The sequence below is a fragment of the Chitinophaga sp. W3I9 genome (genome assembly GCF_050434025.1).
Taxonomy (GTDB): Bacteria; Bacteroidota; Bacteroidia; order Chitinophagales; family Chitinophagaceae; genus Chitinophaga.
Genome location: NZ_JBNPWC010000001.1, coordinates 7,480,426 through 7,506,025, shown reverse-complemented (window position 1 = coordinate 7,506,025; position 25,600 = coordinate 7,480,426). Strand labels below are relative to the sequence as shown.

Here is a 25,600-nt window from a genome sequence, read left to right as displayed (position 1 = left end):
TACAATTTATGACCTCCTCACGGAGGGTTAAATACTTTCAACAATGACGACCGAAAGAAAATTAAGAAAAACCAGGATTGGTGTGGTTGCCAGCAACAAAATGGATAAAACCATTACCGTTAAGGTGGAGCGTAAGGTAAAGCACCCGATCTATGGTAAATTCGTGAAAAAAACTACCAAGTTCATGGCGCACGACGATAAAAACGAGTGCAGCATCGGCGATACCGTGAAAATCGCGGAAACACGCCCTCTGAGCAAGAACAAATGCTGGAGACTGGTAGAAGTAATCGCTAAAGTAAAATAATTATTTATTTGTTTCAAGCTGCTGCCGGCAACCCCGGTGCCAGCCGCTGACTAAACAATATCAAATCTCATTTCGATGATACAACAAGAATCAAGACTGAGTGTAGCTGATAACAGCGGTGCCAAAGAAGTATTGTGCATCCGCGTATTAGGTAACTCCGGTCAGGACTACGCTGGCGTAGGCGATAAAATTGTAGTAACCGTTAAGGACGCAATGCCAGGTGGCGGTGTGAAGAAAGGTATGGTGACCAAAGCTGTAATCGTAAGAACTAAGAACAAATTACGTCGTAAAGATGGTTCTTATATCCGTTTCGATGATAACGCGGTTGTACTGCTCAATAACTCAGACGAACCTCGCGGTACCCGTATTTTCGGTCCGGTTGCACGTGAGCTGAGAGACAAGGGTTATATGAAAATTATCTCCCTCGCTCCTGAGGTATTATAAAGATATAGCGGTACAGGGATTTTGGAATTTTTATGATTTTTATCAAAAAAAGCCAAAATCCCGAAATCCGAAAATATTTCTTATCTTTGCAGCCCGTTTGCAAAACGAGAAAAAACATTAATCAAGCGAAACTATTGTTTCGCTTGGCGTTTATAAATAAATCAAAGTAATGAAAACTAGATTTAAGCCTAAATTTAACATTAAGAAAGGCGACCTGGTTGCGGTAATTGCCGGTGATGACAAGGATAGAACCAAAGCGCGTAAAGTGCTGGAAGTGAATCCTGAGAAAGCCCGCATTCTTGTAGAAGGCGTTAACATTATTACCAAGCACACGAAGCCAACTGCCCAGAATACCAAAGGTGGTATTGTTAAGCAGGAAGCTCCTATCGCCATCTCTAATGTAATGCTGTGGGATGCTAAAACTGGTAAACCTACCAGGGTTAACAGGCAGAGAGAAAACGGTAAATTAATTCGTATCGCTAAAAAATCAGGGGAGGAAATTAAATAATGTCAAACACAAAATATACTCCGAGACTGCAGACTAAATACCACGAGGAAGTTAAATCTGCACTGATGAAGAAATTCAACTACAAAAGTGTTATGCAGGTTCCTCGCCTGGTAAAAATTTGCCTGAACCAGGGTATCAATGGTGCAGTAGGTGATAAGAAACTGGTAGACATCGCAGTAGACGAAATGACCCGCATCGCTGGTCAGAAAGCTATCGCTACCATGTCTAAAAAGGATATCTCCAACTTCAAACTCAGAAAGAACATGCCTATCGGTGCACGTGTAACTTTACGCAGCACTAATATGTACGACTTCCTGGATCGTTTGATCGCTGTATCCCTCCCACGTGTACGTGACTTCAAAGGTGTGAACGAAAAAGCTTTTGACGGTCGTGGTAACTACACTATGGGTATCACCGAACAAATCATCTTCCCTGAAATCGATATCGATAAAGTAACGAAAATGTCCGGTATGGATATCACCTTCGTTACCACTGCAAACACCAACGAAGAAGCTTACGAGCTCCTGAAGGAAATGGGTATGCCGTTCAAGGGTATGAAAAAAGATAATCAGTAAATCGAAACGATAATATAATTATGGCAAAAGAATCCGTAAAAGCCAGACAAAGGAAAAGAGAAGCTATGGTAGCTAAGTTCGCAGAAAAACGCGCTGCCCTGAAAGCTGCCGGTGACTACGCTGCACTGGATCAACTTCCAAAAAATGCTTCCCCTGTTCGTCTGCACAACAGATGCCAGCTGACCGGTCGTCCTAAAGGATACATGCGTCACTTCGGCCTCTGCAGGAACATGTTCCGTGACCTGGCTCTCGCAGGTAAAATCCCTGGCGTTAGAAAAGCCAGCTGGTAATTCAAGGTGTTTATCTTCCGGCCTACCGGAGGTGTAAATCCCGAAAAAGTTATTTGATTCCCATCTTATTACGATTGGATATCGCATTGTAAACATTTATCAAACTATTACAACAATGGTTACTGATCCAATAGCAGACTTCCTGACACGTATCCGGAACGCGCAAATGGCCACCCACAGGATTGTGGAAATTCCGGCTTCCAAGCTGAAAAAACGCATTACAGAAATTCTGTACGACAAAGGTTATATCCTGAAGTACAAATTTGAAGAAGATACTAAACAAGGCGTAATCAAAATCGCTTTGAAGTACGATCCGATCTCTAAAGAACCCGCTATCAAGGAATTACAACGCATCAGCCGCCCAGGTCTGCGTCAGTACGCTAAACCAGAAGAGTTTAAGCGCGTGAAGAACGGTTTAGGCGTAGCGATTATCTCTACTTCCAAAGGTGTAATGACCGATAAGGAAGCAAAAGCTCAAAATGTAGGTGGCGAAGTAGTTTGCTTCATCTATTAATATATTGAATGACTGGTTGTTACCCAATCAGTCATTCACTTAAGTTATCTGACAATTAAGCTCTCTATACGGCGCTGAACACGGATAACCGGTACATCAATATCAAACAACTTTAAATTAAAGTTATGTCTCGTATAGGTAAAAGTCCTATCAAATTGGCTAGCGGAGTTACAGTTACTGTTTCCCCTTCCAATGAAGTAACCGTAAAAGGCCCTAAAGGTGAACTGAAAAAGAACATCGACAGGGAAATGAAGATTGAGGTGAAGGACGGCGTTTTAACAGTAATCCGCCCAACTGAACAGATCCGTCATAAAGCACTCCACGGTTTATACCGCGCTTTACTGGCTAACATGGTTCAGGGTGTTACTGAAGGATTCAAAAAACAACTGGAACTGGTGGGTGTTGGTTATAAAGCAGCAAACAACGGTCAGTTACTGGATCTCGCTTTAGGTTACTCTCACAATATCGTTTTCGAAATTCCGAAAGAACTGAAGGTAGCTACCCTGACTGAAAAAGGTCAGAACCCTAAGATCATGCTGGAAGGTATCGATAATCAATTGCTGGGTCAGGTAGCCGCTAAGATCCGCGGTCTGCGTAAACCAGAACCATACAAAGGTAAAGGTGTTCGCTACAGCGATGAAGTGGTACGTAAGAAAGCTGGTAAATCAGCCGGTAAGTAAAATATTTAATTGGCTAATCAGCTACTATAGCTGGTTAGCTGATTTTAACAGATACCCCGGCAGCATCGGGGTAATAAAATAAAACTCAAAATGAGCACAAAAGTTAACAGGAGACAGAAAATCCGCTACCGCATCCGTAAGAAAATTTCCGGTACTGCACAGCAACCAAGATTATCTGTATTTCGCAGCAACAGCGATATCTATGTGCAGTTGATCGACGATACCAATGGCACTACCCTGGCTTCCGCTTCTTCCCGTGATAAGGATATCAAAGCACAGGCAGGTAACAAAAGCGAAAAATCTGTACTGGTAGGTAAAGCGCTGGCTGTTAAGGCACTGGCACTGGGTCTCACCACCTGCGTTTTCGACAGAAGTGGTTATTTATATCATGGCCGCGTGAAAAGCGTAGCTGACGGAGCAAGAGAAGGCGGTCTTCAGTTTTAATCACGAAGTCCGAATCTTATAATTCTGAACAAGTAATTCTTATAAAATAAAATGGCAAAGAATTCATTCAATAAAGTAAAGGCTGGTGATCTGGAGCTGAAAGAAAAAGTAGTGGCGATCAACCGTGTTACTAAAACCACTAAAGGCGGTCGTACATTCAGTTTCTCCGCACTGGTAGTTGTAGGTAACGAAAACGGTGTTGTTGGTCACGGTCTTGGTAAAGCCAAAGAAGTACAGCAGGCTATCACCAAAGGTATAGACGATGCTAAGAAGAACCTGATCAAGGTTCCTGTTATGCACGGTACCATTCCTCACGATCAGTTTGCTAAAGAAGGCGCCGCCAAAGTGTTGATCAAACCAGCCGCTCACGGTACCGGTGTGATCGCAGGAGGTTCCATGCGTGCAGTACTGGAAAGCGTTGGTGTAACCGACGTACTTGCTAAATCTCTGGGTTCCGCTAATCCACACAACGTGGTAAAAGCTACCTTCAAAGCTTTAGGCATGTTACGCGAACCAATCAGCATCGCCAAAACAAGAGGCGTTTCCCTGAAGAAAGTTTTCAACGGTTGATTTATACCCGCTGAAAAGCTGGGTACCTCCGGAAAATTTTGAAAATAATTCATTAACAATTAAATTACTCCGCTTTTAGCGGATAGGGGTTTATGGCAAAGATTAAGATCACTCAAGTGAAAAGTGGTATAGACCGTCCGGAAAGGCAGAAACTGACCTTGAAGGCACTGGGCCTGACTAAAATGCACGCTACTGTTGAAGTAGAAGCAACTCCTCAGATCCTGGGTATGGTCCGTAAAGTTAATCACCTTGTAACGGTAGAAACAGTTAACGCTTAATTAAGTAACACTGCTGTGGGATTGTCTGTTGATAATCTTACCTTTACATTTGTGACTTTACCATTTTTATTTTAGAATAAAAGCGAGCGGTTAATTTCCGCGCAAGTAAAAACAATTAATTATGAATCTGCATTCATTACAGCCTGCACAAGGCGCTGTACATAAAGAAAAACGTCTTGGACGTGGTGAGGCTTCCGGTAAAGGTGGTACCTCTACAAAAGGTAACAAAGGTATCCAGCAACGTGCTGGTTACGCGAGCAAAAGAGGCTTCGAAGGTGGCCAGATGCCAATCCAACGCCGTATGCCAAAACGCGGTTTCAAAAATAATAACCGTGAAGAATACAAAATCTTCAACCTGGGTCAGCTGGATCAATTAGTTGAGAAATATGGCCTCCAGGAGTTTAATCTGGAAACCTTGTTCATGAACGGTCTGATTAACAGAACAGCTAAAGTTAAGATTCTCGCTACCGGCGAACTCAAAACAAAGGTGACTGTTAAAGTTAACGCTATCAGCGAAAAAGCTAAACAGGCCATCGAAACAGCAGGTGGATCAGTAGAACTGGTATAAGACTTTACGACTGAGGAGACGCCTACGGAGTAGTGCGTCTTTTCATATTTAATAGCGCTATTAAACCTTTATCTTCCTGTGAAGAAATTTATCGAAACGATTAAGAATATCTGGAGTATTGAGGATTTGCGTAACCGCATCCTGACCACCCTGCTCCTGGTCCTCATCTACCGCGTAGGATCCTATATCGCTTTGCCCGGCATTGATGCAAATGCGCTCACCGACTTTGAGAAAAATTCTAATCAGGGTATCCTGGGTTTGGTTAACATGTTTGCCGGCGGATCGTTTTCAAGGGCCTCCATATTTGCATTGGGTATTATGCCCTACATCTCTGCGTCCATTGCCATCCAGTTATTAACTATAGCTGTTCCGCAATTCCAGAAAATGCAGAAAGAAGGTGAAAGCGGCCGCAAAAAAATTAACCAGTTCACCCGTTACCTCACAGTTATCGTAACAGGTTTCCAGGCGAGTGCTTACGTTGCTTATCTGCGTAATCAGTCAGGTGGCGCTATTATTGCCGAATATGGCACCTTTTTCTTCTGGCTCTCTACTACCGTTTTACTTACTGCAGGTACCCTGTTTGTAATGTGGCTCGGTGAAAAGATCACAGACAAAGGAATTGGTAACGGTACCTCCATCATCATCATGATGGGTATCCTTGCCCGTTTGCCACAGGCTTTAGTCGCAGAATTTTCCAGTAAAGTTGCAGGTGAAGCGGGTGGACCGATCCTGTTCCTCATTGAAATTGCCATCTTTATCTTAATCACCGTGGGCCTCATCCTGCTCGTTCAGGGTACCAGGAAAATACCGGTGAATTACGCTAAACGTATCGTAGGTAACAAACAATATGGTGGTGTACGCCAGTTCATTCCCCTGAAAGTGAATGCTGCCGGTGTAATGCCTATCATCTTCGCCCAGGCGATCATGTTCATCCCTGCAACTGCCATAGGCTTTGCCACTTCCTCAGAAAGTGCGTCCGGCTTTATCCGCATCTTCAGTGATCACACGAACGGCTGGTACAACCTCATTTACGCGGTGCTCGTTATTGTATTCACCTACTTCTATACTGCGCTCATTTTCAATCCAACCCAAATGGCGGATGAAATGAAACGTAATAACGGATTCATCCCGGGTATCAAACCAGGTAAAGCAACCGCTGATTACATCGGTGCGGTAATGGACCGTATCACTTTGCCCGGCGCATTTTTCCTGGCAATAGTGGGTATCATGCCCGGCCTGGCTGCCGCCTTTAAAGTGAACAGCAACTTTGCTACTTTCTTCGGAGGTACATCCCTGCTGATCATGGTGGGAGTTATCCTGGATACACTGCAACAAATTGAAAGCCAGCTCCTGATGCGCCATTACGATGGACTGATGAGCACCGGCCGTATCAAAGGCAGAACTGCCCCGGCTAACGCATAAGTAATTGAACACAAAAGTGTTACAAGAACAATAAAATAGCCACAGAAGCTTTCCCGCTTTGGTGGCTATATTATTTTTGAATAAAGAACAGTTAGTCCTTAGCTTCAGTTAAAAGCATACGCAGAAAGCTGATGCTGATCACTAACAGCGACAGAAACAAGGATGTTATGATTCACTATAAGACGAAGGAAGAAATAGAGTTGATACGTAAAAGTGCCCTGATTCTCAGTGCAGCCCTGGCAGAAGTAGCCAGGACCCTGAAACCGGGGATGACTACACTGGACGTGGATGCTGTGGCTGATAAGTTTATCGTTGAAAATGGTGGAACACCTTCCTTCAAAAATTACAAAGGTTTCCCGAATGCCTGCTGCATCTCAGTAAATGAAGAAGTAGTACACGGTATTCCAAATAAATATGTGCTGAAAGACGGTGATATCCTCACCGTGGATGTAGGGGTTTACATGAACGGATACCATTCCGACAGCGCCTACACCTTTGCCATTGGTAATGTACCCGAAAACGTACTCCGCCTGATGACTGCCACCAAAGCTTCCCTGTACAAAGGCATCGAAAAAGCGATTGTTGGCAACAGGATAGGTGATATCTCTTATGCAATACAGGAATATACCGAAAAAGAGCGCGGTTACGGCGTAGTAAGGGAACTGGTAGGGCATGGCCTCGGCCGGAACCTGCATGAGGACCCTCAGGTGCCTAATTATGGTAAAAGAGGTAGTGGTCCGGTGATGAAGGAAGGACTGGTGATAGCCATCGAGCCTATGATCAATCTCCGCTCGAAAGACGTGGAGTACCTGGAAGACGGCTGGACAGTAGCTACCCGCGACGGAAGCCCGTCTGTTCACTTTGAACATACGGTGGCTGTTGGAAAAGGGAAGGCGGATGTGTTATCTACCTATGTGGATATAGAAAAAGAAGAGAAAAACAACCCCGAATTAAATTCAAATTACTAGTATAGGATTTTGGATTTATCTAATATAGCAGGGGTTTTGAGGGTAAAAAGGACAGGTTTTGGTAAAAAAACTGGCAATATTAATAATAATCAGGGGAAATTTTTCTATTTCAAAAGATAAATGCTATCTTTGCAGTCCTAAAAATTTTTATGGCAAAACAGGCACTCATTAAACAGGATGGAATTATATTAGAAGCCTTGTCGAACGCTATGTTCCGTGTAAAATTGGAAAACGGGCATGAGATCCTGGCCACCATTTCTGGAAAAATGAGAATGCACTACATCCGCATTCTGCCAGGAGATAAGGTTGGCGTGGAGATGAGCCCATACGATTTGTCAAGAGGCCGTATAATTTTCAGATACAAATAAGTGGGAACAGCGTAGAGGGGATTGGAATAATAATTTAACAAATATCATAACCTTTTATAAAGTATTAATCATGAAGGTAAGAGCTGCAATCAAAAAAAGAAGTGCGGATTGTAAAATAGTTCGTAGAAAAGGTGTTTTGTTGGTGATCAACAAAAAGAATCCTCGTTTTAAACAACGCCAGGGTTAATCGGTTCCCCTAACGGAATTTGATTTTTTAATCAGAATCATAAAATCTAAAATAGAAATATGGCACGTATAGCCGGTATAGATCTTCCTAAAAATAAAAGAGGAGAAATTGGCCTCACCTATATCTTTGGTATAGGCCGTTCTACCGCCCAATATATCCTGAACAAGGCGGAAATTGATGTAAACAAAAAAGTGCGTGATTGGAATGATGATGATCAAGCTGCCATCCGTAACATTATCAACGGTGAGTTTAAGGTAGAAGGTCAGCTGCGTTCCGAAGTGCAAATGAATATCAAGCGTCTGCTGGATATCGCTTGTTACCGCGGTTTGCGTCACAGGAAAGGCTTACCGGTAAGAGGTCAGCGTACACGTACCAACAGCCGTACCCGTAAAGGTAAACGTAAGACAGTGGCTGGTAAGAAAAAAGCAACTAAGAAATAATAAATAAAATCCCAGGTTGAAATCCCAAATCCGAATCTGAGGGGTTTCAATGACGGTGAGTCGTGTAATTTGGGATGCGGAATTTCATATTTGGAATTTAAATCATTATGGCAAAAGCAAATAATACAAAAACTGCTGCTAATAAAAAGAGAGTAGTAAAGGTAGATAACTACGGAGATGTTCATATCTCTGCTAGCTTTAACAACATCATCGTGAGCATCACCAACAAGCATGGTCAGGTTATATCCTGGTCTTCTGCTGGTAAAATGGGCTTCAGAGGTTCTAAGAAGAACACTCCGTATGCTGCTCAGCTGGCTGCACAGGATGCTGCTAAAGTTGCAATGGACTCAGGTCTGAAAAGAGCAGATGTATTTGTAAAAGGCCCTGGAGCTGGTCGTGAAAGTGCTATCCGCGCTATCGCTAACTCCGGTATCGAAGTGAACATGATTAAAGACGTTACGCCTTTACCACACAACGGTTGCCGCCCTCCTAAGAAGAGAAGAGTATAGTAATATATATTTACAGCATCCAGATACCAGATTTCATTAGAAGTTTGGTATCTGGACGTTGTAATATTATTAAATAAATGGATGCATGATCAGGTTTTCAGATTTTTTGAAGAGCATGCATCATTAACTAAAAAATCTAAAGTATATTTAAAACATGGCAAGGTACACAGGTCCCAAAACCAAAATTTCCAGAATTTTTGGTGAGCCCATTCTCGGTAATGGCAAGTATTTAAGTAAGAACAGTAACCCTCCGGGTCAGCATGGTGCTAACCGTAAACGCAAACAATTAGGCGAATACGCACTCCAGCTGAGAGAAAAACAAAAAGCTAAATACACTTACGGTTTGCTGGAACGTCAGTTCCGTAACCTGTTTGATGAAGCTACCCGCAGAAAAGGTGTTGCCGGTGAAGTATTGATCAAACTGCTCGAAGCCCGTCTGGATAACACCGTTTTCCGTCTTGGTATCGCTCCTTCACGTCCTGCTGCCCGTCAGCTGGTTTCTCACAAGCACGTTACTGTTAACGGTATTGTTGTTAACACTCCTTCTTTCCAACTGAAACCAGGAGACGTTATCAGCCTGAAAAACAAAACTGCAAACAATTCTGCACTGACCAGCGTTATCCGTGGAAAAAATCCTAAGTTCAGCTGGCTGGATTGGAACGAGAAAGAAATGAAAGGTGTATTCATTGCTTATCCTGAGAGAGAGAGCGTTCCTGAAAATATCAAGGAACAACTGATCGTAGAATTGTACTCTAAGTAATAAATAATTAGTCCGTGGCCAAAGGTCACGGACTAACCTCATATTTAACAAATAAATCTATCATATCAATGGCAATTTTAAATTTCCAGAAACCTGATAAGATCGTATTGCAGAAGTCTACCGACTTTGAAGCTCAATTCGAATTCCGTCCATTAGAACCAGGTTATGCTGTGACTGTCGGTAATGCGTTACGTCGCGTACTGTTGTCTTCTTTGGAGGGCTATGCCATTGTGGGTATTAAAATTGAAGGAGCCGATCACGAGTTCGCTACACTGAAAGGTGTTACTGAAGACGTTACTGAAATCATCCTGAACCTGAAACAGGTTCGTTTCAAGAGGATTTCAGAGAGTGATGTAACGAACGAAAAGATCACACTGTCCATTAAGGGTAAAACAGAGTTCCGCGCTGATATGATTGAAAAAGCCACCAGTGCTTTCCAGATCATGAATCCGGAGCTGTTAATCTGCACCCTGGATCCTTCTGCCAAGCTGGATATCGAACTGACTATCGGTAAAGGCCGTGGTTATGTTCCGGCTGAGGAAAATAAACCCAAGGATGCAGTATTCGGCTACATCGCGATCGACTCTATCTTTACGCCTATCAAAAACGTAAAGTACAGCATAGAAAATACCCGTGTGGAGCAGAAAACTGACTATGAGAAGCTCGTTATGGAGGTGATCACCGACGGTACTATCCACCCGGAAGAAGCAGTGAAACAAGCTTCCCGTATCCTCATTCAGCACCTGATGATCATCACTGATGAAAACATCAGCTTTGATACCAAAGACACTGAAAAAGAAGATGTGGTGGACGAACAAACACTGCAACTGCGTAAGATACTGAAAACACCACTCGAAGATCTCGATCTGAGCGTACGTGCATTCAACTGTCTGAAAGCAGCTAAAATCAATTCCCTCAGCGAACTGGTACAATACGAACAGGAAGAACTGATGAAGTTCAGAAACTTCGGCCAGAAATCACTCAGCGAAATTGAACAGGTATTGGGCGAAAGAGGTCTGCACTTCGGTATGGATCTGTCTAAACTGAAACTCGAAGAAGAATAGTATTTATCTGTTAAGCCAAAGCCGTTGCATCCGTAATAGCTTTGGCTTAACTACTTTATAATTAACAAGTACCTTGCAATTCCTGACACGGTGTAAGGGTTAAAACAAATAATGTCATGCGTCACGGAGTTAAATTAAACAAATTAAGCAGAACTGCTTCCCACCGTAAAGCCCTGATGTCCAATCTGGCTTGCGAACTGATCAGCCACAAACGTATCACCACTACACTGGCAAAGGCGAAAGCCCTCCGCGTGTATGTTGAGCCGCTGCTGACAAGAGGCAAAACCGATTCTACCCACAACCGTAGAATTGTGTTCAGCTACCTGCAGGATAAAGAAGCTATCAAGGAACTGTTCAGCACGATCAGTGAGAAAATAGCTACCCGTCCTGGTGGTTACACCCGTATCATTAAACTGGGTAAACGTGTGGGCGATAACGCAGAAGTTGCGCTGATTGAACTGGTAGACTTCAACGAAATCTACGGTAAATCAGAAGAAAAAGCTGCTGCTAAGAAAACCCGTCGTGCCGGTGGTGCTAAGAAGAAAGCAGAAGAAGCAACTGAAACTAAAGCTGCTGATACTGCAACAGAAGAAAAATCTGCTGAGTAATCTTATATCAAACGATACGAAAAAGGACAAAGCCTGGCTTTGTCCTTTTTTTATGCACTAATAAATACATATATTTCGTAATATTACAGCGGTTTTAATGAGTATCCCTATGAAATACCTGCATTGTGATAGTTGTGGTCATCCCAACCCACTCAAATCTGAATACCTTACTTTTTGCGATGCGTGCGGAAAAAAGCTGCCACAAAGCTTCGCCGAATGGCGAAAGCTTCATCCAATGGCCACATTCCCGGAATATACCCAGGCAGTAGGCATCTCACTGAGAGAGAAAAAAACGACCGGCCCGCTATATTGGATTAAAAACCAGCTGCAATCCGCCAGTAAAAGGAAAATAGTCATCTTTTTTTCACTCGTTTTCCTGCTGGTAGCTATTACCGGCACGCTGTTCGGTAAAAGAGCCGTGTTTACCCTTCTGTATCCCAAGGTACCACTGGCCAGTTTGTACAGCACCTGGCACACTGTTACTATAGGCCGTCAGGCACTGGAAATCAGTACTCCGGTAAAATTATGGGTACACGACCAGCCGCTGGAAGGGGAAGAAGCTAAAGTGATTGAATACGCGAAAACCTATACTAATGAAGATGGGGGAGGTATCCGCATCGCGGTAAATATGTTCAGTTATATCAGCAGCGTAGCTAACAGCCTGGAAGATGCTGTGGCCGCCTCCCATAACAGCATGCAACTGAAGGAAACCGCTACGGATATCGACTGTAAATCAATACCCGTACTCATTTCCGGAATGCAGGGGGTGCTGGAAGAAGGGAATTATCTGTATAAAGGCGGCATCCGCCTGGCATTTTGTAACCTGGTAATGATCAAAGGAAGCAACCGCTGGCAAATCCAGATTAATTACCGCGACGATGACCCTATTGGCCGCCAGGTGGCACAGCGCGTGCTTAAATCTGTAAAAATTAAGTAACATCTTTTCTTTCTGGTAAAAAAAATCTGTATTTAACTGTTGCATTTCATACCTTTGCACGGTTTTTTATCCGAACCTTCAGGGCAATTTTTGTACCCTTGAAGGTTTTTTTTAAAATATAAAACAAGACAGATACCAGAAATGCCTCAGACAAGAACCATCCAACCTGCCATACTGCTGTTAGAAGACGGTACGGTTTTTCAGGGAAAAGCTTTTGGGAAAATTGGCACAGCCGCCGGTGAATTAGCTTTCAATACCGGTATGACGGGTTACCAGGAAGTGTTTACGGACCCTTCTTATAAAGGACAGGTACTTATAATGAACAACTGCTACATCGGGAACTACGGCACCAAAAAGGACGACGTAGAGAGCAGCAGTGTGAAGATCAATGGTTTGATCGCAAAAAATATTGCGTACAACTATTCCAGGAAAATGGCCGATGGGTCACTGGATACGTTCCTGACCGATAATAACCTGGTAGCCATTTATGACGTAGATACCCGCGCGCTGGTTTCCCACATCCGCAGCAAAGGTGCTATGAACTGCATTATCTCTTCTGCTATCCTGGACCTGGATCAACTGAAAGTTGAACTGGCAAAGGTGCCTTCAATGGAAGGCCTGGCCCTCTGCAAAGAAGTGACCACTCCGGAAGCTTACCATGTAGGCGACCCGGCTGCGGAGATCCGTATTGCAGTGCTCGACAACGGCGTGAAAAGAAATATGCTGAAATGCCTGTCTGATAAAGGCGCTTACCTGCAGGTATTCCCAACCGACACTACTTTTGAGGTTTGCGAGGAATTTAAACCGCATGCCTACTTTATTTCCAACGGTCCCGGTGATCCGGCTCCGCTGACTTACGCAGTAGATACGGTGAAAAAGATCCTGGCTGCAGAAAGACCTATGTTTGGTATCTGCCTCGGGCACCAGTTGCTGGCGCTCGCTAATGATATCCCAACTTACAAGATGCACCATGGTCACCGCGGTTTAAACCACCCGGTAAAGAACCTGAAAACTGGTTTGTGCGAAATCACTACCCAGAACCACGGCTTTGCGGTAGACGCGAAAGCAGTAGCGGCCAGTGAAAATGTGGAAGTTACCCATGTAAACCTCAATGATCACTCCGTAGAAGGCATCCGTATCAAAAATAAACCTGCCTTCAGCGTGCAGTATCACCCGGAATCCACTCCTGGTCCGTTTGATAGCCGTTACCTGTTTGATGATTTCTTTGAGATGATCAAAGCGAATAAGGCATAACTAAAGGAATTATATACGGCAGCCATGCTGCCTGGAAATGAAGACGGTCCCGAGGAATCGGGACCGTTGCATTTTAAAATTCCACGTTATGAAAACAAACGGATATTACCATTGCTGAAAGCGCCGGTAGCTCCGCCCGTTTTATTACATAACAATATTATCGAAAAAAGGTAAACAGGAGGGGGAATATTTTCAGAATATTTTGTTTGTTCTGTTGGATTCCGCCGTCAGTGGTGGGAAAAGGTAAGGTTAGGACAAAAAAATACGGCTCTGTGATCAGAGCCGTTTGCCTTTATAAATTCCACGTTATGAAAAACTGATACAAAAATACGATATTTTGCTAAAACGTTTTAGTTAATCTTTGAGTTTTACAGAAGACTGATAAATCTCCTTGTTTTAATAATTCAAAGGTCGGACCAAATAAACGTTATAAGAAATAATGCAGGTTAAATTTTTCTTAAACAAGTTTAGATTTTGCAGTCCATCGTATCTGTAAATATTTTTATAATTAGATAAATTTTGTCGTTGTTGTTATTTCTACATCAAATATACGAAACAAAATATCAAAATTCCAAGCATTGAGTGTTAAATAATTGCTTTTTTCTTTAAAAATATATATATAGAATTTATTGTAATGTATTTAATGGCTCTCATGTCGGATTTTATACCTGGTTTTGACATAAAAATTATTTGGCAATTTTCCCGGGATATACCTCCAATGCCTTTTCCAGGCAGACCATTGCATGACTAATGTCTGTTGTATTTAATACATAAGCCAGCCGCACTTCATTTTTTCCTAACCCAGGGGTCGCATAAAAGCCGGTTGCGGGTGACATCATAACCGTTTGGCCCTCGTAAGAGAAGGATTCCAGGATCCATTGGCAGAATTTATCTGAATCATCAATGGGCAGCCTGGCCATTGCATAGAAGGCGCCACCCGGATTCGGACAAAATACGCCCGGGATCTCATTCAGCATCTTTACCAGGATGTCCCGGCGGCTTAAATATTCCGCTTTGATACCGTCAAAATAATCAGCAGGCAGATCCACAGCGGCTTCACCAGCGATTTGTGCAAAGGTAGGAGGGCTCAGGCGGGCCTGGGCAAACTTCATTACAGCGTCCAGCACAGGTTGATTCCTGGTTACAAAAGCACCGATACGGCCTCCGCAGGCACTGTATCTTTTAGAAATAGTATCCAGCAGGATCACATTATTTTCCATGCCTTCCAGGTTCATAGCGGAAAAATGCGCTCCTGTATAACAAAACTCCCGGTAAGCCTCATCAGAGAAGAGGAACAGGTTGTATTTCAGGCAAAGCTGTTTCAACACCTCCATCTCTTCCCTGCTGTAAAGATAACCGGTGGGGTTATTGGGATTACAGATCATGATAGCTTTGGTGCGCGGAGTAATCGCCTTTTCAAAATCGGCCATTGCCGGCAAAGCAAAGCCGGTTTCGATGCTGGCCGTTATGGTTTTGATCTTTATTTCCGCTTCTACGGCAAAACCGTTGTAGTTAGCGTAAAAAGGTTCCGGAACAATTACTTCATCTCCCGGATCCAGGCAGGCCATGAAGGCAAATATGATCGCCTCTGAACCGCCGGTGGTAACAATGATCTGGTTGTGGTTCACAGCAATGTTAAACCGGTCGTAATAAGTGACCAGCTTACGGCGGTAACTTTCGAAACCTGCGCTGTGGCTGTATTCCAGGATCTTGAATTCTGAATGGCGAACCGCATCCAGTACGGGTTTTGGTGTTTCGATGTCTGGTTGCCCGATGTTCAGGTGGTATACTTTCACCCCTTTTTTCTTGGCTGCTTCGGCGAATGGTACAAGCTTTCTAATGGGAGAAGATGGCATTTGCTCACCTCTCTGGCTAATGGTAGGCATAAAATTGTTTTGACTTTTGCATTGCAAAGATAGGGGATACGATGGGCAACAAAAAAACCTTACAGCATGTGCTGTAAGGTCTTAGTATGTTTTAAAGTGTGGAGTTACTTGTTGTTGGAACCAACTGTACCTGTTAAGTGCAGTTCCTTGTCCTGATCCACGCCTCTGAACTTTACCCAGATGGTTTTATTCTGCTGACCTAAACCGTTTGCACTGTAGCTCGCGGTTACTTTACCCTTTTTACCAGGTAAAATAGGTTCCTGCGTCCACTTAGGCGTAGTACAGCCGCAGCTAGCGCGGGCAGCTTCAATCAACACCGGTTCTTTGGAAATGTTAGTGAATTCGAAATCAACAGTAACTGGCTTGTTTAATTCAGTTTTACCAAAATCAACAGTTTCTTTGGCAAATTTTACTTTTGTATCTGCCGGATTCTGTGCTGGAGCGGTCTGGGCCCACAGCGCTGTAGTCAACAGCATGCTCGCAAACAGGGATAAGATAAATTTTTTCATTTTCATATGATGGTTTTAAAGCGACCGGTTAAAAAATATTGATATCTTTCTTGGTTAGAACAAATTTACAGCCAAAAAGCATTATAAACCTTACAATTTATTAAAATCTTATTAAAAAAAATCAGATTATTTTAAATGAAAGATTCACAGCATTTTTCAACTGTATAATTAACCTTACTTTTGTACTTTAACCATGAGGCATGATAGAAAATAACGAACTAGCTATGAATTTAGAAAGCCGGTTATCATTCGAAGAGTTCCGCAAGGAAGTGCTTAATGATTACAGGTTGGCCTGCGAAAGCAGGGAAGTTAGTCTGCTGGCCCGTAAGGAAGTGCTTACAGGCAAGGCAAAGTTTGGCATTTTTGGAGATGGAAAAGAAGTGGCGCAGATAGCAATGTCAAAATACTTTCAGCCAGGGGACTTCCGTTCCGGTTATTACCGCGACCAAACTGTTGCATTTGCCACTGGTATCGCCACTCCCGAACAATTCTTTTCGCAGTTATATGCAGATCCCGACCTGGAAAATGATCCTTTTTCAGGCGGCAGGCAGATGAACTCCCATTATGCCACTCCTAATCTTGATCAGGATGGCAACTGGCTCAATCTGACGCAGATGAAAAACTCTGCTGCCGACATGGCGCCTACCGCCGGGCAAATGCCCCGCGCACTGGGCCTTGCCTATGCCTCAAAAATGTTTCGTGAGGTGGAAGCCTTGCATCAATATAAAAATCTTTCCAACAACGGTAACGAGATCTGTTTCGCTACTATCGGTGACGCCTCTACGTCGGAAGGCCATTTCTGGGAAACCATGAATGCCGCCGGTGTTTTACAGGTGCCACTGGCCGTATTTGTATGGGACGATGGCTATGGTATTTCCGTACCCCGTAAATATCAGACTACCAAAGGGTCTATCAGCGCCGCACTGGCAGGCTTCCGCAAAACGGAAGAATCCAATGGCTTTGACATATATAATGTAAAAGGCTGGGATTATGCCGGCATGTGTGAAGTGTTCGAAGCGGCTATCCGCAAGATCCGCGAAACACACATCCCTGCACTGTTTCATGTGGAAGAAATCACCCAGCCACAGGGGCACTCTACCAGTGGTTCGCACGAACGGTATAAAAGCAAGGAACGTCTTTCCTGGGAACGGGAGTTCGACTGTAACGTAAAAATGCGTTCCTGGATCATTGAAAATGCTTTGTGCGAGGAAGAAACCCTGCGCGCCGTTGAAGCAGAAGCAAAAGTAAAAGCACAGCACGCCCGGAAAGCTGCCTGGGAAAAATATATATCACCGATCAAGGAACAGGTACAGTCGTTTACCGCACTGGCCGCACCGGTAGCTGCTATTGCAGGCGCCGATGCAAACATGATAAACACCTTCATCCGCGACCTGCAGAATAACCGCGAGCCGCTCCGCCGTGATATTCTGAAGGCCAGCGCCATGATCCTCCTGAAACACCGGCACCTGAAATCAGATGCCGCCGTACAGGCATTGCAGCAATATTATGATACCTACCTGGCCGGGGAAAAAGAAGTGTACAATACACTGCTTCACGCCACCGGCGTAAACTCTGCCCTGAATGTACCGGTAGTTCCGGCCGCATACGAAGCAGACAGCATCACCGTAAACGGGTACGAAATACTGAATAAATATTTTGATCAGCTGTTTACCAACAACGACCGCGTATTTGCTTTCGGGGAAGATGTAGGAAAGATTGGCGACGTAAACCAGGGCTTTGCCGGATTACAGCAGAAACATGGTAAAGTACGTATAGCCGATACCGGTATCCGGGAGTTGACTATCATGGGGCAGGGAATAGGACTGGCATTGCGCGGCCTGCGCCCCATTGCTGAAATCCAGTACCTCGACTATCTCCTCTACGGCCTGCAGCCACTCAGCGATGATGTGGCCTCCCTGCAATACCGCACCAAAGGAATTATGCATTGCCCGCTGATAGTACGTACCCGCGGCCATCGCCTGGAAGGCATCTGGCACAGCGGATCTCCAATGGGCATGATCATCAATTCCCTGCGCGGCATGCACGTATGCGTACCACGTAATATGGTACAGGCAGCAGGCATGTATAACACACTGTTACAGGCCAACGAACCGGCCCTGGTGATAGAATCTTTAAACGGCTACCGTCTGAAAGAAAAATTACCGGCCAACCTGGAAACGTATACCGTACCCCTGGGCATCCCGGAAATACTGCATGAAGGAACAGACGTAACGATTGTTACGTATGGTTCTATGACGCGTATCGTGGAAGAAGCAATGGTGACGCTGGCGGAAACAGGCATCTCCTGTGAGCTGATCGATGTGCAGACTTTACTGCCCTTCGACATCCATCACAGTATTGTGGAATCATTGCAGAAAACCAACCGCATTCTCTTTATAGATGAAGACGTACCCGGTGGCGGAACTGCTTATATGTTCCAGCAGGTAATTGAAAAACAAGGCGGCTACCGCTGGCTGGATGTATCGCCACGCACCATGAGTGCGCAAGCCCATCGCCCGGCGTATGGCTCCGACGGGGATTATTTCTCCAAGCCCAATACAGAAGATGTAGTAAAAGTAATTATGGAGATGATGCAGGAATAGTTGCATTTCAAAATCATACAAAAGCCGGTTGCCTTAACAGGAGCCGGCTTTGCCTTTAATTGGCGAAGCCACTATAACAGCATCAATCTGCTGATATGGTGGCTTCTTACATTAAGCAGTTTGCAGGCTTAGCAGTATTGGCTTATTATGGCGCAGCAAAGGTCCGGGATATTTTGAATGTATAAAGTGTTTACAGGTGAGTTAATGATTATTTCATGTATGATGTATCTTGTCGGCAAAACGAAGACCATGAAAAACATCGTAGTACTCGACGGGCATACGTTAAACCCCGGCGACCTCGACTGGAGCGGGTTACAGGCATTGGGCAACGTTATATTGTATGACCGTACACCCGAACATGAAGTGGCTGCCAGGTCAAAGGATGCACATATCATATTAACCAATAAGGCTATTGTAAGCGGGGAAACCATCCGGCAGCTGGAACACCTGGAATATATAGGCGTGACGGCTACGGGATTCAACATAGTGGATACGCATGCAGCAAGAAGCCGGCATATCCCGGTAACGAATGTACCTGCCTACAGCACGGCATCTGTTGCGCAGCTGACTTTTGCGTTGATCCTTGAATTATGTCATCATACCGGTTTGCATGCTGTAAGTGTGCGGGCAGGGGAGTGGAGCAGCAGCATCGATTTCAGTTACTGGAAAACGCCGCTCACGGAGCTGGCGGGCAATACGTTGGGCATAGTAGGTCTCGGGCAGATAGGGCAGGCGGTGGCCCGTATTGCGTTGGCATTTGGGATGAAGGTGATTGCGCACCATAAACATCCTGACCGGGACGCGATGCCCGGTGTTACTTTTGTGGACCAGGCTACCTGCTTCCGGGAGGCGGATATTATCTCGTTGCATTGCCCGCTGAATGCTGCCAATAAAGAGTTTGTAAATGCCGCCCTGCTGCGTACCATGAAAAAGAACGCCTTCCTCGTAAATACCAGTCGTGGCCCGTTGATCTGTGAAGCCGATCTGGCGGATGCCCTGGAGAAAGGAATTATTGCCGGTGCCGCGCTGGATGTATTATCTGCAGAGCCGCCGCCTGCGGGAAATCCACTGATCACTGCGCCTAATACCATTATTACACCACATATTGCCTGGGCTACCCAGGCGGCCCGGAAACGACTCATGTATACATCGGTGGAAAACGTAAAGGCCTTCCTCGAAGGAAATCCTAAAAATATTATCAATTAGGATTACCCGTTAAGCGAATAAACAGGTTATTAGTAAGTAGCATGCAAACAGAAAATAATAGGCTTTGGGGTATACCGCGTAACTGAATGGTTGAAATGAATGATGCCTTCAGAAGTGAATGGGATGGATGGCCAGGGTTATGATTATGTTATTTATTTTTGGATAAAGGTACCTGCTACACTTATTTAAAAGGTACGCATACAACTAAAATCTATTTATTCGCTTAAAACCAACGTTACATGCAATCAAGCATTCTTTTGGTAGAGGACGATGTATTTTTTGCCAAAGTGGTAAAAAGACACCTGGAACGCGCCGGTTACAACGTAAACTTCTGTGAAAACGGCCAGGAAGGTTGGGAAAAATTCCAGAAACATGTGTTTGACCTGTGCATACTGGATGTGGTGATGCCTAAAAAAGATGGTTTCGCCCTTGCAGGAGATATCCGGTCAATGGATGAAAACATTCCCATCATTTTTACTTCATCCCGTTATATGGAACAGGACAGGCTGCAGGGATTTGAAGCAGGCGCGGATGACTATATCACCAAGCCCTTCAATATGCAGGAAATGATCTGTCGCGTGGAAGTATACCTGAAACGCAGCCGCCTGCTGAAAAGTGAGCGCCGCGTGGTATATACTATCAGTAACCTGATCTTCGATTATTCCCAATATCATATCCGGCATAAAGATGCCGACTCCCATGTTCGTATGGCCCCAAAAGAAGCGGAGTTGCTTCGCTTTCTGTGCGAAAATTCTAACAAAAAACTGAAGAAAGATGATATCCTGTCTGTTATCTGGGGACAGGAAGACTTCTTCGCTTCACGTGTGATGGACGTTTATCTGACCCGTCTTCGTAAACACATTGCGCAGGACCCTGCCGTAAAACTCGAAACCTACCACGGCAAGGGACTCATGTTCATCGCTGATGACCTGGGGCGCACACACACCATCGCTAAAGTTTAGCTGTTTTTTGGTTCTGGAAAGTTAACCGTATCCAATGGAAAACGTCCACCGTAATGGCGGACGTTTCCTTTTTTATATGTATTAATATCCTATTTCAGATTGTGGAAAACCTGCTGCACATCTTCATCCTGCTCCAAACGGTCTACCAGTTCCAGCACTTCTTTTGCCTGCTCGTCATTCAGCTCCACGGTAGTGGTTGGAATACGTTTCAGCTCGGAGCTGATCACTTCCAGTCCTTTTTCTTCCAGCGCTTTGGCCATGTTGCCAAACTCGGTGAATGCAGCACGGATAATGATGTTACCCTCACTATCTTCTCCCACTTCTTCCAAACCAAAATCAATCAGTTCCAGTTCCAGCTCTTCCAGGTCCTGGCCGGCATTCTTTATTTTGAATTCGCCTACGCGGTTAAATAAAAATCCAACAGAGCCACTGTTGCCTAAGCTGCCGCCACCTTTGGTAAAGTGCATACGCAGGTTGGCTACGGTGCGGGTAGTATTATCGGTAGCGGTATCAATCATCACTGCCACGCCATGGGGAGCATAGCCTTCATACACCACTTCTTCATAATCAGTTTTGTCTTTACCCATAGCACGCTTGATAGCTGCGTCTACACGGTCTTTAGGCATGTTAACACTCTTCGCATTGAGAATACAGCGACGAAGTGCGGGGTTATTATCCGGATCAGGACCAGAGGCCTTCACGGCAATGGCTATTTCCTTACCTATTCTTGAAAATGCTTTCGCCATCTTATCCCAGCGGGCAAACATGGTCGATTTTCTTACTTCAAATATTCTTCCCATTGGAGTGGTATATATTTATTATGACTTTTAAAAACAGAACGCAAAAATAAGGATTTTCAGGTACCAGAATAGCGGATTCCCCTGATTTTAACTAAAGCGGAGAACAAAACAAGGGTAACCCCCTTTGTTCTGTTCTCCGCTTCGTATGATATCCGGAAATGTTAATCTCCGTAAACTATTCCAGCATTTTACGGGCCTTACTGTGTTTTACACTATAGCCGAAGTAAACCACAAAGCCAATAGCCAGCCACACAAATAAACGCGCCCAGTTTTCAATACCCAAGCTGATGATCATAGTAAGACAGAAAGCCGCTCCCAGCAAGGGAACAAATGGCACCCACGGCGTTTTAAAGGCGCGTGGCAGTTCCGGGTTGGTTTTGCGCATTACAATAATACCAATACACACCAGCACAAAGGCAAACAGGGTACCGATACTGGTCATATCACCCACCACATTATCCGGAATGAACGCAGCAAACAGGGATACAAAAACAAAGAACATCCACTGTGAGCGGTAAGGTGTACGGTATTTTGGATGCAGTTTCGCAAATACGGCCGGTACCAGTCCATCGTTACTCATAGAGTAAAATACCCTTGTCTGACCCAGTAACATCACCAGGATAACGGAGGAAAATCCCGCCAGGATGGCCACGGTGATGAAAGTCGACAACCAGGAATAACCAGGCATATAAGTATCAATCGCATAAGCTACAGAAGCTTCACCACCTGCTTTCAGGAAGTCGGTGAACGGTGCAATACCTGTGAGCACAAAAGAAAACAGGATATATAATAAGGTACAAACAGCCAGCGATACAAGAATACCGATCGGCATATTCTTTTTAGGGTTCTTGGTTTCCTGTGCAGCAGTAGATACCGCATCAAAACCAATGAAAGCAAAGAATACCACCCCGGCCCCCCTGAGCACCCCGGCCCAGCCATGATTCCAGAAGTTGGAATAATCCACGATTTGGCCATTGTGCATTTTTACGGTGCCGGCATCTCCAGGAATGGTAAATGGCGTATGGTTGGCAGGATTGATAAATTTCCATCCCAGGAAGATGAATAACATCACGATGGCTACTTTAGTGATAACAATGATGTTATTCACAATGGCAGAACCCTGTGTTCCCCTGATGAGCAGCAAAGTGAGCGCCAGCAGGATAAACAGCGATGGAACGTTCATGATACCCTGTACACCGGCATCAGAAGTTTCAAAAGGACTGTGACACCACTGGTACGGTATCGTGACATGAAAGACATTGGTAAGCAGCTTATTGAGATACTGCGACCAGCCAATAGCTACGGTAGCCGCTCCCAGCGCATATTCCAGCACAAGATCCCATCCAATGATCCAGGCAATAAATTCTCCCAGTGTGGCATAGGAATAGGTGTAGGCGCTTCCCGCAATAGGGATCATGGACGCAAATTCTGCGTAGCATAAACCAGCCAGCGCACAACCTATAGCAGCAATAATAAAGGAAATGGTGACAGCAGGTCCGGCATGTTGACCGGCAGCAGCAGCTGTTCTTACAAAGAGGCCGGCGCCAATAATAGCGCCAATACCTAATGCTATAAGAGAACCTGCACCAAGCGTCCTTTTCAGACCCTTTTCAGATTCTCCAGCTTCGGCCAATAAAACAGACAGTTGTTTTTTAGCAAAGAGTTTGCTCATACGCAGTCGTATTGTGGTTGATGTTTTAAGGTAGTTTAGTTGTTGTTGTATTTCTGTTGATCGCCAAATATAATATCTAAAATCAAAAACAGATAGTTTTATTTTACCTGCCAAAGCGCATGTTTAGCTGCTTAACCTTATTTTTGGGAAATTTTCCGGTTACAACTTTTAATTATTACAAGATAAATTCTGGCTAGCATGAAGAAATCATCGAATCTGCTTACTTTATATATATTCATTGCTATGGTAATCGGAATAGGCACTGGTTATGGTGTTTTCCTTACCTATGGCAATGCTCCTGTTACAACAGGGGCCAAGGATACCCCGCAGATCTTCGCTGATAACATCTCCATTCTTACCGATATCTTCCTTCGTCTTGTTAAAATGATCATTGCCCCGCTGGTATTTTCCACCCTCGTGGTGGGAGTGGCCAAGCTGGGCGACATAAAAGCTGTTGGCCGCATCGGCGGAAAAACAATGCTGTGGTTTATCAGTGCAACCTTTGTATCATTGTTTCTCGGCTTGGTATTGGTTAACCTGCTGAAACCAGGATTATCACTGGCATTGCCACTGCCTGATGAACATGCCTCTTCCGGCATCGCCAAGGCAGATATGACCCTGAAAGGATTTTTCCGCCACGTAGTGCCGGATAGCGTAGTGGATGCAATGGCCCATAATGAAATACTGCAGATCGTGGTATTTGCCATTTTCTTTGGTGTAGCGGCGGCAGCCATAGGTGAAAAAGCCAACCCGGTAGTGAAGCTGCTGGACAGCGTTGCCCATATCATGCTGAAAGTAACGGGTTTTGTAATGAACTTCGCCCCTTTCGCAGTATTTGGCGCTATGGCCGGTATCATTGCGCTGAAAGGCCCCATTGTACTGGTAACTTATGGTAAGTTTATTTTGCAGTTCTATTTTGGGCTGCTCTGTTTGTGGGTGGTTATTTCCCTGGTAGGAAGCCTGATCCTGGGCAAACGGGTATTCAAGCTCCTGGGAATGATTAAAGACCCGCTGCTACTGGCTTTTGGTACCGCCAGCAGTGAGGCGGCCTATCCGCGTACAATGGAAGAGCTGGAGAAGTTTGGTTGCGACAGCCGCATTGTTAGCTTTGTATTACCCCTGGGCTATTCCTTTAACCTGGATGGCTCCATGATGTATATGACCTTTGCCAGTTTATTTATTGCCCAGGCTTATGGTATGCACCTGAGCATCGACCAGCAGATTACCATGTTGCTGGTATTAATGATTACCAGTAAAGGCATTGCGGGCGTACCCCGTGCTTCCCTGGTGGTGATTGCAGGCACGCTGTCAATGTTCAAGATCCCCGAAGCCGGCCTTATACTGCTGCTGGGCGTGGATCATTTGCTGGACATGGGCCGTTCTGCCACAAATGTTATCGGAAACGCGATGGCTACCGCCGTTGTTTCCAAATGGGAAAATAAGCTTACGCCGCCAACAGAAGATGCTGCCAAAGCCTAACTTAACAAATGCGTAACAGTTTATTGATTATTTTACCACTTCAGAAATAGAAATAGCGTATTAGCATGGACCAGATTATTGAGTTTTTTAAACACCTCATTAATCCCTCGTGGATTATTGAACATGGTGGCCTTTACCTGTTACTGGGAATTATTTTTGCAGAAACAGGTCTTTTCATTGGATTCTTTTTGCCAGGGGATTCCCTGCTCTTCGTAGCGGGTATCTACAGCGAAGACCTTTGCCGCAGCTTCTTTGATCTTCCATTTGTGGTGATTATGTTCCTGATTGCCACCGCCGGTGTGCTAGGAAATATGGTTGGCTTCTGGTTTGGTAAAAAATCCGGACCTATTTTATTTAAGAAGAAGGATACTTTCTTTTTCAGGAAGAAGCACCTGCACCAGGCCCATGAGTTTTTTGTAAAGTATGGCGGCGGCGCTATCTTCTTTGCCCGCTTCCTGCCTATCATCCGTACCTTTGCGCCTATAGTGGCGGGTATTGTGGGTATGGATGGTAAGAAATTCATGTTCTTTAATATAATCGGCTCCTTTGCATGGGTATTTTCCATGATGCTGGCGGGTCACTACCTGGATAAAGCCTTCCCCAACCTGAAAGATCACCTGGAACTGATCATCCTGGTCATAGTGGTGATCACTACTTTACCAGTACTTATTAAAGTAGTATTTGGTAAGGTAAAACAACAGCCGGCGCACACACCTGCTGAAACAGAAAAAACTGATTCTCCAATATAATTTTTTATATCTTTAAAAGGGCCTTTAAATGAGGCCCTTTTT

The 25,600-nt window shown here is 44.6% G+C and carries 31 protein-coding genes; 27 read left to right on the top strand and 4 right to left on the bottom strand.

What is annotated here, in order from left to right:
- Nucleotides 1-43: 43 nt before the first annotated feature.
- The 22 genes from rpsQ to carA all read left to right on the top strand — a co-directional run bounded on the left by rpsQ (nucleotide 44) and on the right by carA (nucleotide 13,692).
- The gene (gene rpsQ / locus QFZ51_RS30480) at nucleotides 44-304 is read left to right on the top strand and encodes a 30S ribosomal protein S17 (protein WP_079470766.1); all 261 of its coding nucleotides are present in this window, start codon (nucleotides 44-46) and stop codon (nucleotides 302-304) included.
- 75 nt (nucleotides 305-379) lie between these two features.
- Nucleotides 380-748, top strand: coding sequence for a 50S ribosomal protein L14 (rplN, locus tag QFZ51_RS30475; protein ID WP_079470765.1), 369 nt, complete (start codon nucleotides 380-382; stop codon nucleotides 746-748).
- 169 nt (nucleotides 749-917) lie between these two features.
- A complete protein-coding gene (gene rplX / locus QFZ51_RS30470; RefSeq protein ID WP_370912472.1) occupies nucleotides 918-1,256 on the top strand; it encodes a 50S ribosomal protein L24 in 339 nt (112 codons plus the stop codon).
- Nucleotides 1,256-1,831: a 50S ribosomal protein L5 gene (gene rplE / locus QFZ51_RS30465; RefSeq protein ID WP_079470763.1), complete on the top strand. Its 576-nt coding sequence runs from the start codon at nucleotides 1,256-1,258 to the stop codon at nucleotides 1,829-1,831. The genes rplX and rplE overlap by 1 nt, the downstream gene beginning before the upstream one ends.
- Before the next feature lie 20 nt (nucleotides 1,832-1,851).
- Complete coding sequence (gene rpsN / locus QFZ51_RS30460; protein ID WP_079470762.1) at nucleotides 1,852-2,121, top strand: 30S ribosomal protein S14; 270 nt, start codon at nucleotides 1,852-1,854, stop codon at nucleotides 2,119-2,121.
- Between the two features lie 115 nt (nucleotides 2,122-2,236).
- Nucleotides 2,237-2,635: a 30S ribosomal protein S8 gene (gene rpsH, locus QFZ51_RS30455; RefSeq protein WP_089903208.1), complete on the top strand. Its 399-nt coding sequence runs from the start codon at nucleotides 2,237-2,239 to the stop codon at nucleotides 2,633-2,635.
- 125 nt (nucleotides 2,636-2,760) lie between these two features.
- Entirely contained in the window at nucleotides 2,761-3,315 is a 555-nt protein-coding gene (gene rplF / locus QFZ51_RS30450; RefSeq protein WP_079470760.1) for a 50S ribosomal protein L6, read from the top strand.
- Nucleotides 3,316-3,405: 90 nt separating this feature from the next.
- Nucleotides 3,406-3,759, top strand: a complete 354-nt coding sequence (gene rplR / locus QFZ51_RS30445; RefSeq protein ID WP_370912470.1) for a 50S ribosomal protein L18 — start codon at nucleotides 3,406-3,408, stop codon at nucleotides 3,757-3,759.
- Nucleotides 3,760-3,810: 51 nt separating this feature from the next.
- Entirely contained in the window at nucleotides 3,811-4,329 is a 519-nt protein-coding gene (gene rpsE / locus QFZ51_RS30440) for a 30S ribosomal protein S5 (protein WP_079470758.1), read from the top strand.
- 92 nt (nucleotides 4,330-4,421) lie between these two features.
- Nucleotides 4,422-4,607 carry a 50S ribosomal protein L30 gene (gene rpmD, locus QFZ51_RS30435; RefSeq protein WP_079470757.1) on the top strand — a complete coding sequence of 62 codons (186 nt, stop codon included), beginning with the start codon at nucleotides 4,422-4,424 and terminating at the stop codon, nucleotides 4,605-4,607.
- Nucleotides 4,608-4,728: 121 nt separating this feature from the next.
- The gene (gene rplO, locus QFZ51_RS30430; RefSeq protein ID WP_429051242.1) at nucleotides 4,729-5,175 is read left to right on the top strand and encodes a 50S ribosomal protein L15; all 447 of its coding nucleotides are present in this window, start codon (nucleotides 4,729-4,731) and stop codon (nucleotides 5,173-5,175) included.
- Nucleotides 5,176-5,253: 78 nt separating this feature from the next.
- Entirely contained in the window at nucleotides 5,254-6,597 is a 1,344-nt protein-coding gene (gene secY, locus QFZ51_RS30425) for a preprotein translocase subunit SecY (protein WP_079470755.1), read from the top strand.
- A 167-nt stretch (nucleotides 6,598-6,764) separates the two neighbouring features.
- A complete protein-coding gene (gene map / locus QFZ51_RS30420) occupies nucleotides 6,765-7,565 on the top strand; it encodes a type I methionyl aminopeptidase (RefSeq protein ID WP_370912468.1) in 801 nt (266 codons plus the stop codon).
- Nucleotides 7,566-7,714: 149 nt separating this feature from the next.
- Entirely contained in the window at nucleotides 7,715-7,933 is a 219-nt protein-coding gene (infA, locus tag QFZ51_RS30415; protein WP_012789309.1) for a translation initiation factor IF-1, read from the top strand.
- Nucleotides 7,934-8,003: 70 nt separating this feature from the next.
- Nucleotides 8,004-8,120 carry a 50S ribosomal protein L36 gene (gene rpmJ, locus QFZ51_RS30410; protein ID WP_073083232.1) on the top strand — a complete coding sequence of 39 codons (117 nt, stop codon included), beginning with the start codon at nucleotides 8,004-8,006 and terminating at the stop codon, nucleotides 8,118-8,120.
- A gap of 59 nt (nucleotides 8,121-8,179) precedes the next feature.
- On the top strand, nucleotides 8,180-8,560 hold the full coding sequence (gene rpsM, locus QFZ51_RS30405; protein ID WP_089903187.1) for a 30S ribosomal protein S13: 381 nt from the start codon (nucleotides 8,180-8,182) through the stop codon (nucleotides 8,558-8,560).
- Between the two features lie 107 nt (nucleotides 8,561-8,667).
- Complete coding sequence (gene rpsK / locus QFZ51_RS30400; RefSeq protein ID WP_079470752.1) at nucleotides 8,668-9,069, top strand: 30S ribosomal protein S11; 402 nt, start codon at nucleotides 8,668-8,670, stop codon at nucleotides 9,067-9,069.
- 154 nt (nucleotides 9,070-9,223) lie between these two features.
- Nucleotides 9,224-9,829 (top strand): 30S ribosomal protein S4, encoded by a 606-nt coding sequence (gene rpsD, locus QFZ51_RS30395; RefSeq protein WP_079470751.1) that lies wholly within the window; start codon nucleotides 9,224-9,226, stop codon nucleotides 9,827-9,829.
- 68 nt (nucleotides 9,830-9,897) lie between these two features.
- Nucleotides 9,898-10,893 carry a DNA-directed RNA polymerase subunit alpha gene (locus tag QFZ51_RS30390; RefSeq protein WP_079470750.1) on the top strand — a complete coding sequence of 332 codons (996 nt, stop codon included), beginning with the start codon at nucleotides 9,898-9,900 and terminating at the stop codon, nucleotides 10,891-10,893.
- A 116-nt stretch (nucleotides 10,894-11,009) separates the two neighbouring features.
- Entirely contained in the window at nucleotides 11,010-11,501 is a 492-nt protein-coding gene (gene rplQ / locus QFZ51_RS30385) for a 50S ribosomal protein L17 (protein ID WP_079470749.1), read from the top strand.
- Between the two features lie 109 nt (nucleotides 11,502-11,610).
- Nucleotides 11,611-12,438, top strand: coding sequence for a hypothetical protein (locus QFZ51_RS30380; protein ID WP_429051236.1), 828 nt, complete (start codon nucleotides 11,611-11,613; stop codon nucleotides 12,436-12,438).
- 141 nt (nucleotides 12,439-12,579) lie between these two features.
- Nucleotides 12,580-13,692, top strand: a complete 1,113-nt coding sequence (carA, locus tag QFZ51_RS30375; protein WP_429051234.1) for a glutamine-hydrolyzing carbamoyl-phosphate synthase small subunit — start codon at nucleotides 12,580-12,582, stop codon at nucleotides 13,690-13,692.
- Nucleotides 13,693-14,378: 686 nt separating this feature from the next.
- Here the strand turns inward: carA and QFZ51_RS30370 are convergent.
- A complete protein-coding gene (locus tag QFZ51_RS30370; RefSeq protein ID WP_429051233.1) occupies nucleotides 14,379-15,578 on the bottom strand; it encodes a pyridoxal phosphate-dependent aminotransferase in 1,200 nt (399 codons plus the stop codon).
- 104 nt (nucleotides 15,579-15,682) lie between these two features.
- Nucleotides 15,683-16,093, bottom strand: coding sequence for a DUF1573 domain-containing protein (locus QFZ51_RS30365; protein ID WP_370912464.1), 411 nt, complete (start codon nucleotides 16,091-16,093; stop codon nucleotides 15,683-15,685).
- A 218-nt stretch (nucleotides 16,094-16,311) separates the two neighbouring features.
- Between QFZ51_RS30365 and QFZ51_RS30360 the strand changes: the two genes are divergently transcribed.
- From QFZ51_RS30360 to QFZ51_RS30350, 3 genes are all read left to right on the top strand, one after another.
- Nucleotides 16,312-18,690, top strand: a complete 2,379-nt coding sequence (locus QFZ51_RS30360; protein WP_429051231.1) for an alpha-ketoacid dehydrogenase subunit alpha/beta — start codon at nucleotides 16,312-16,314, stop codon at nucleotides 18,688-18,690.
- Nucleotides 18,691-18,939: 249 nt separating this feature from the next.
- On the top strand, nucleotides 18,940-19,896 hold the full coding sequence (locus QFZ51_RS30355; protein ID WP_429051230.1) for a D-2-hydroxyacid dehydrogenase: 957 nt from the start codon (nucleotides 18,940-18,942) through the stop codon (nucleotides 19,894-19,896).
- A gap of 239 nt (nucleotides 19,897-20,135) precedes the next feature.
- The gene (locus tag QFZ51_RS30350) at nucleotides 20,136-20,858 is read left to right on the top strand and encodes a response regulator transcription factor (protein WP_429051228.1); all 723 of its coding nucleotides are present in this window, start codon (nucleotides 20,136-20,138) and stop codon (nucleotides 20,856-20,858) included.
- Nucleotides 20,859-20,947: 89 nt separating this feature from the next.
- On the opposite strand, the gene QFZ51_RS30345 is transcribed toward QFZ51_RS30350, so the two are convergent.
- Both QFZ51_RS30345 and QFZ51_RS30340 read right to left on the bottom strand, forming a co-directional pair.
- On the bottom strand, nucleotides 20,948-21,658 hold the full coding sequence (locus QFZ51_RS30345; protein ID WP_370912460.1) for a YebC/PmpR family DNA-binding transcriptional regulator: 711 nt from the start codon (nucleotides 21,656-21,658) through the stop codon (nucleotides 20,948-20,950).
- A 175-nt stretch (nucleotides 21,659-21,833) separates the two neighbouring features.
- Entirely contained in the window at nucleotides 21,834-23,330 is a 1,497-nt protein-coding gene (locus QFZ51_RS30340; protein WP_429051226.1) for an amino acid permease, read from the bottom strand.
- 198 nt (nucleotides 23,331-23,528) lie between these two features.
- Here QFZ51_RS30340 and QFZ51_RS30335 point away from each other — a divergent pair, with 198 nt between their 5' ends.
- The gene (locus QFZ51_RS30335; protein WP_429051225.1) at nucleotides 23,529-24,809 is read left to right on the top strand and encodes a dicarboxylate/amino acid:cation symporter; all 1,281 of its coding nucleotides are present in this window, start codon (nucleotides 23,529-23,531) and stop codon (nucleotides 24,807-24,809) included.
- Between the two features lie 65 nt (nucleotides 24,810-24,874).
- Nucleotides 24,875-25,558 carry a DedA family protein gene (locus QFZ51_RS30330; protein WP_370912457.1) on the top strand — a complete coding sequence of 228 codons (684 nt, stop codon included), beginning with the start codon at nucleotides 24,875-24,877 and terminating at the stop codon, nucleotides 25,556-25,558.
- The last annotated feature ends 42 nt before the right edge of the window (nucleotides 25,559-25,600 follow it).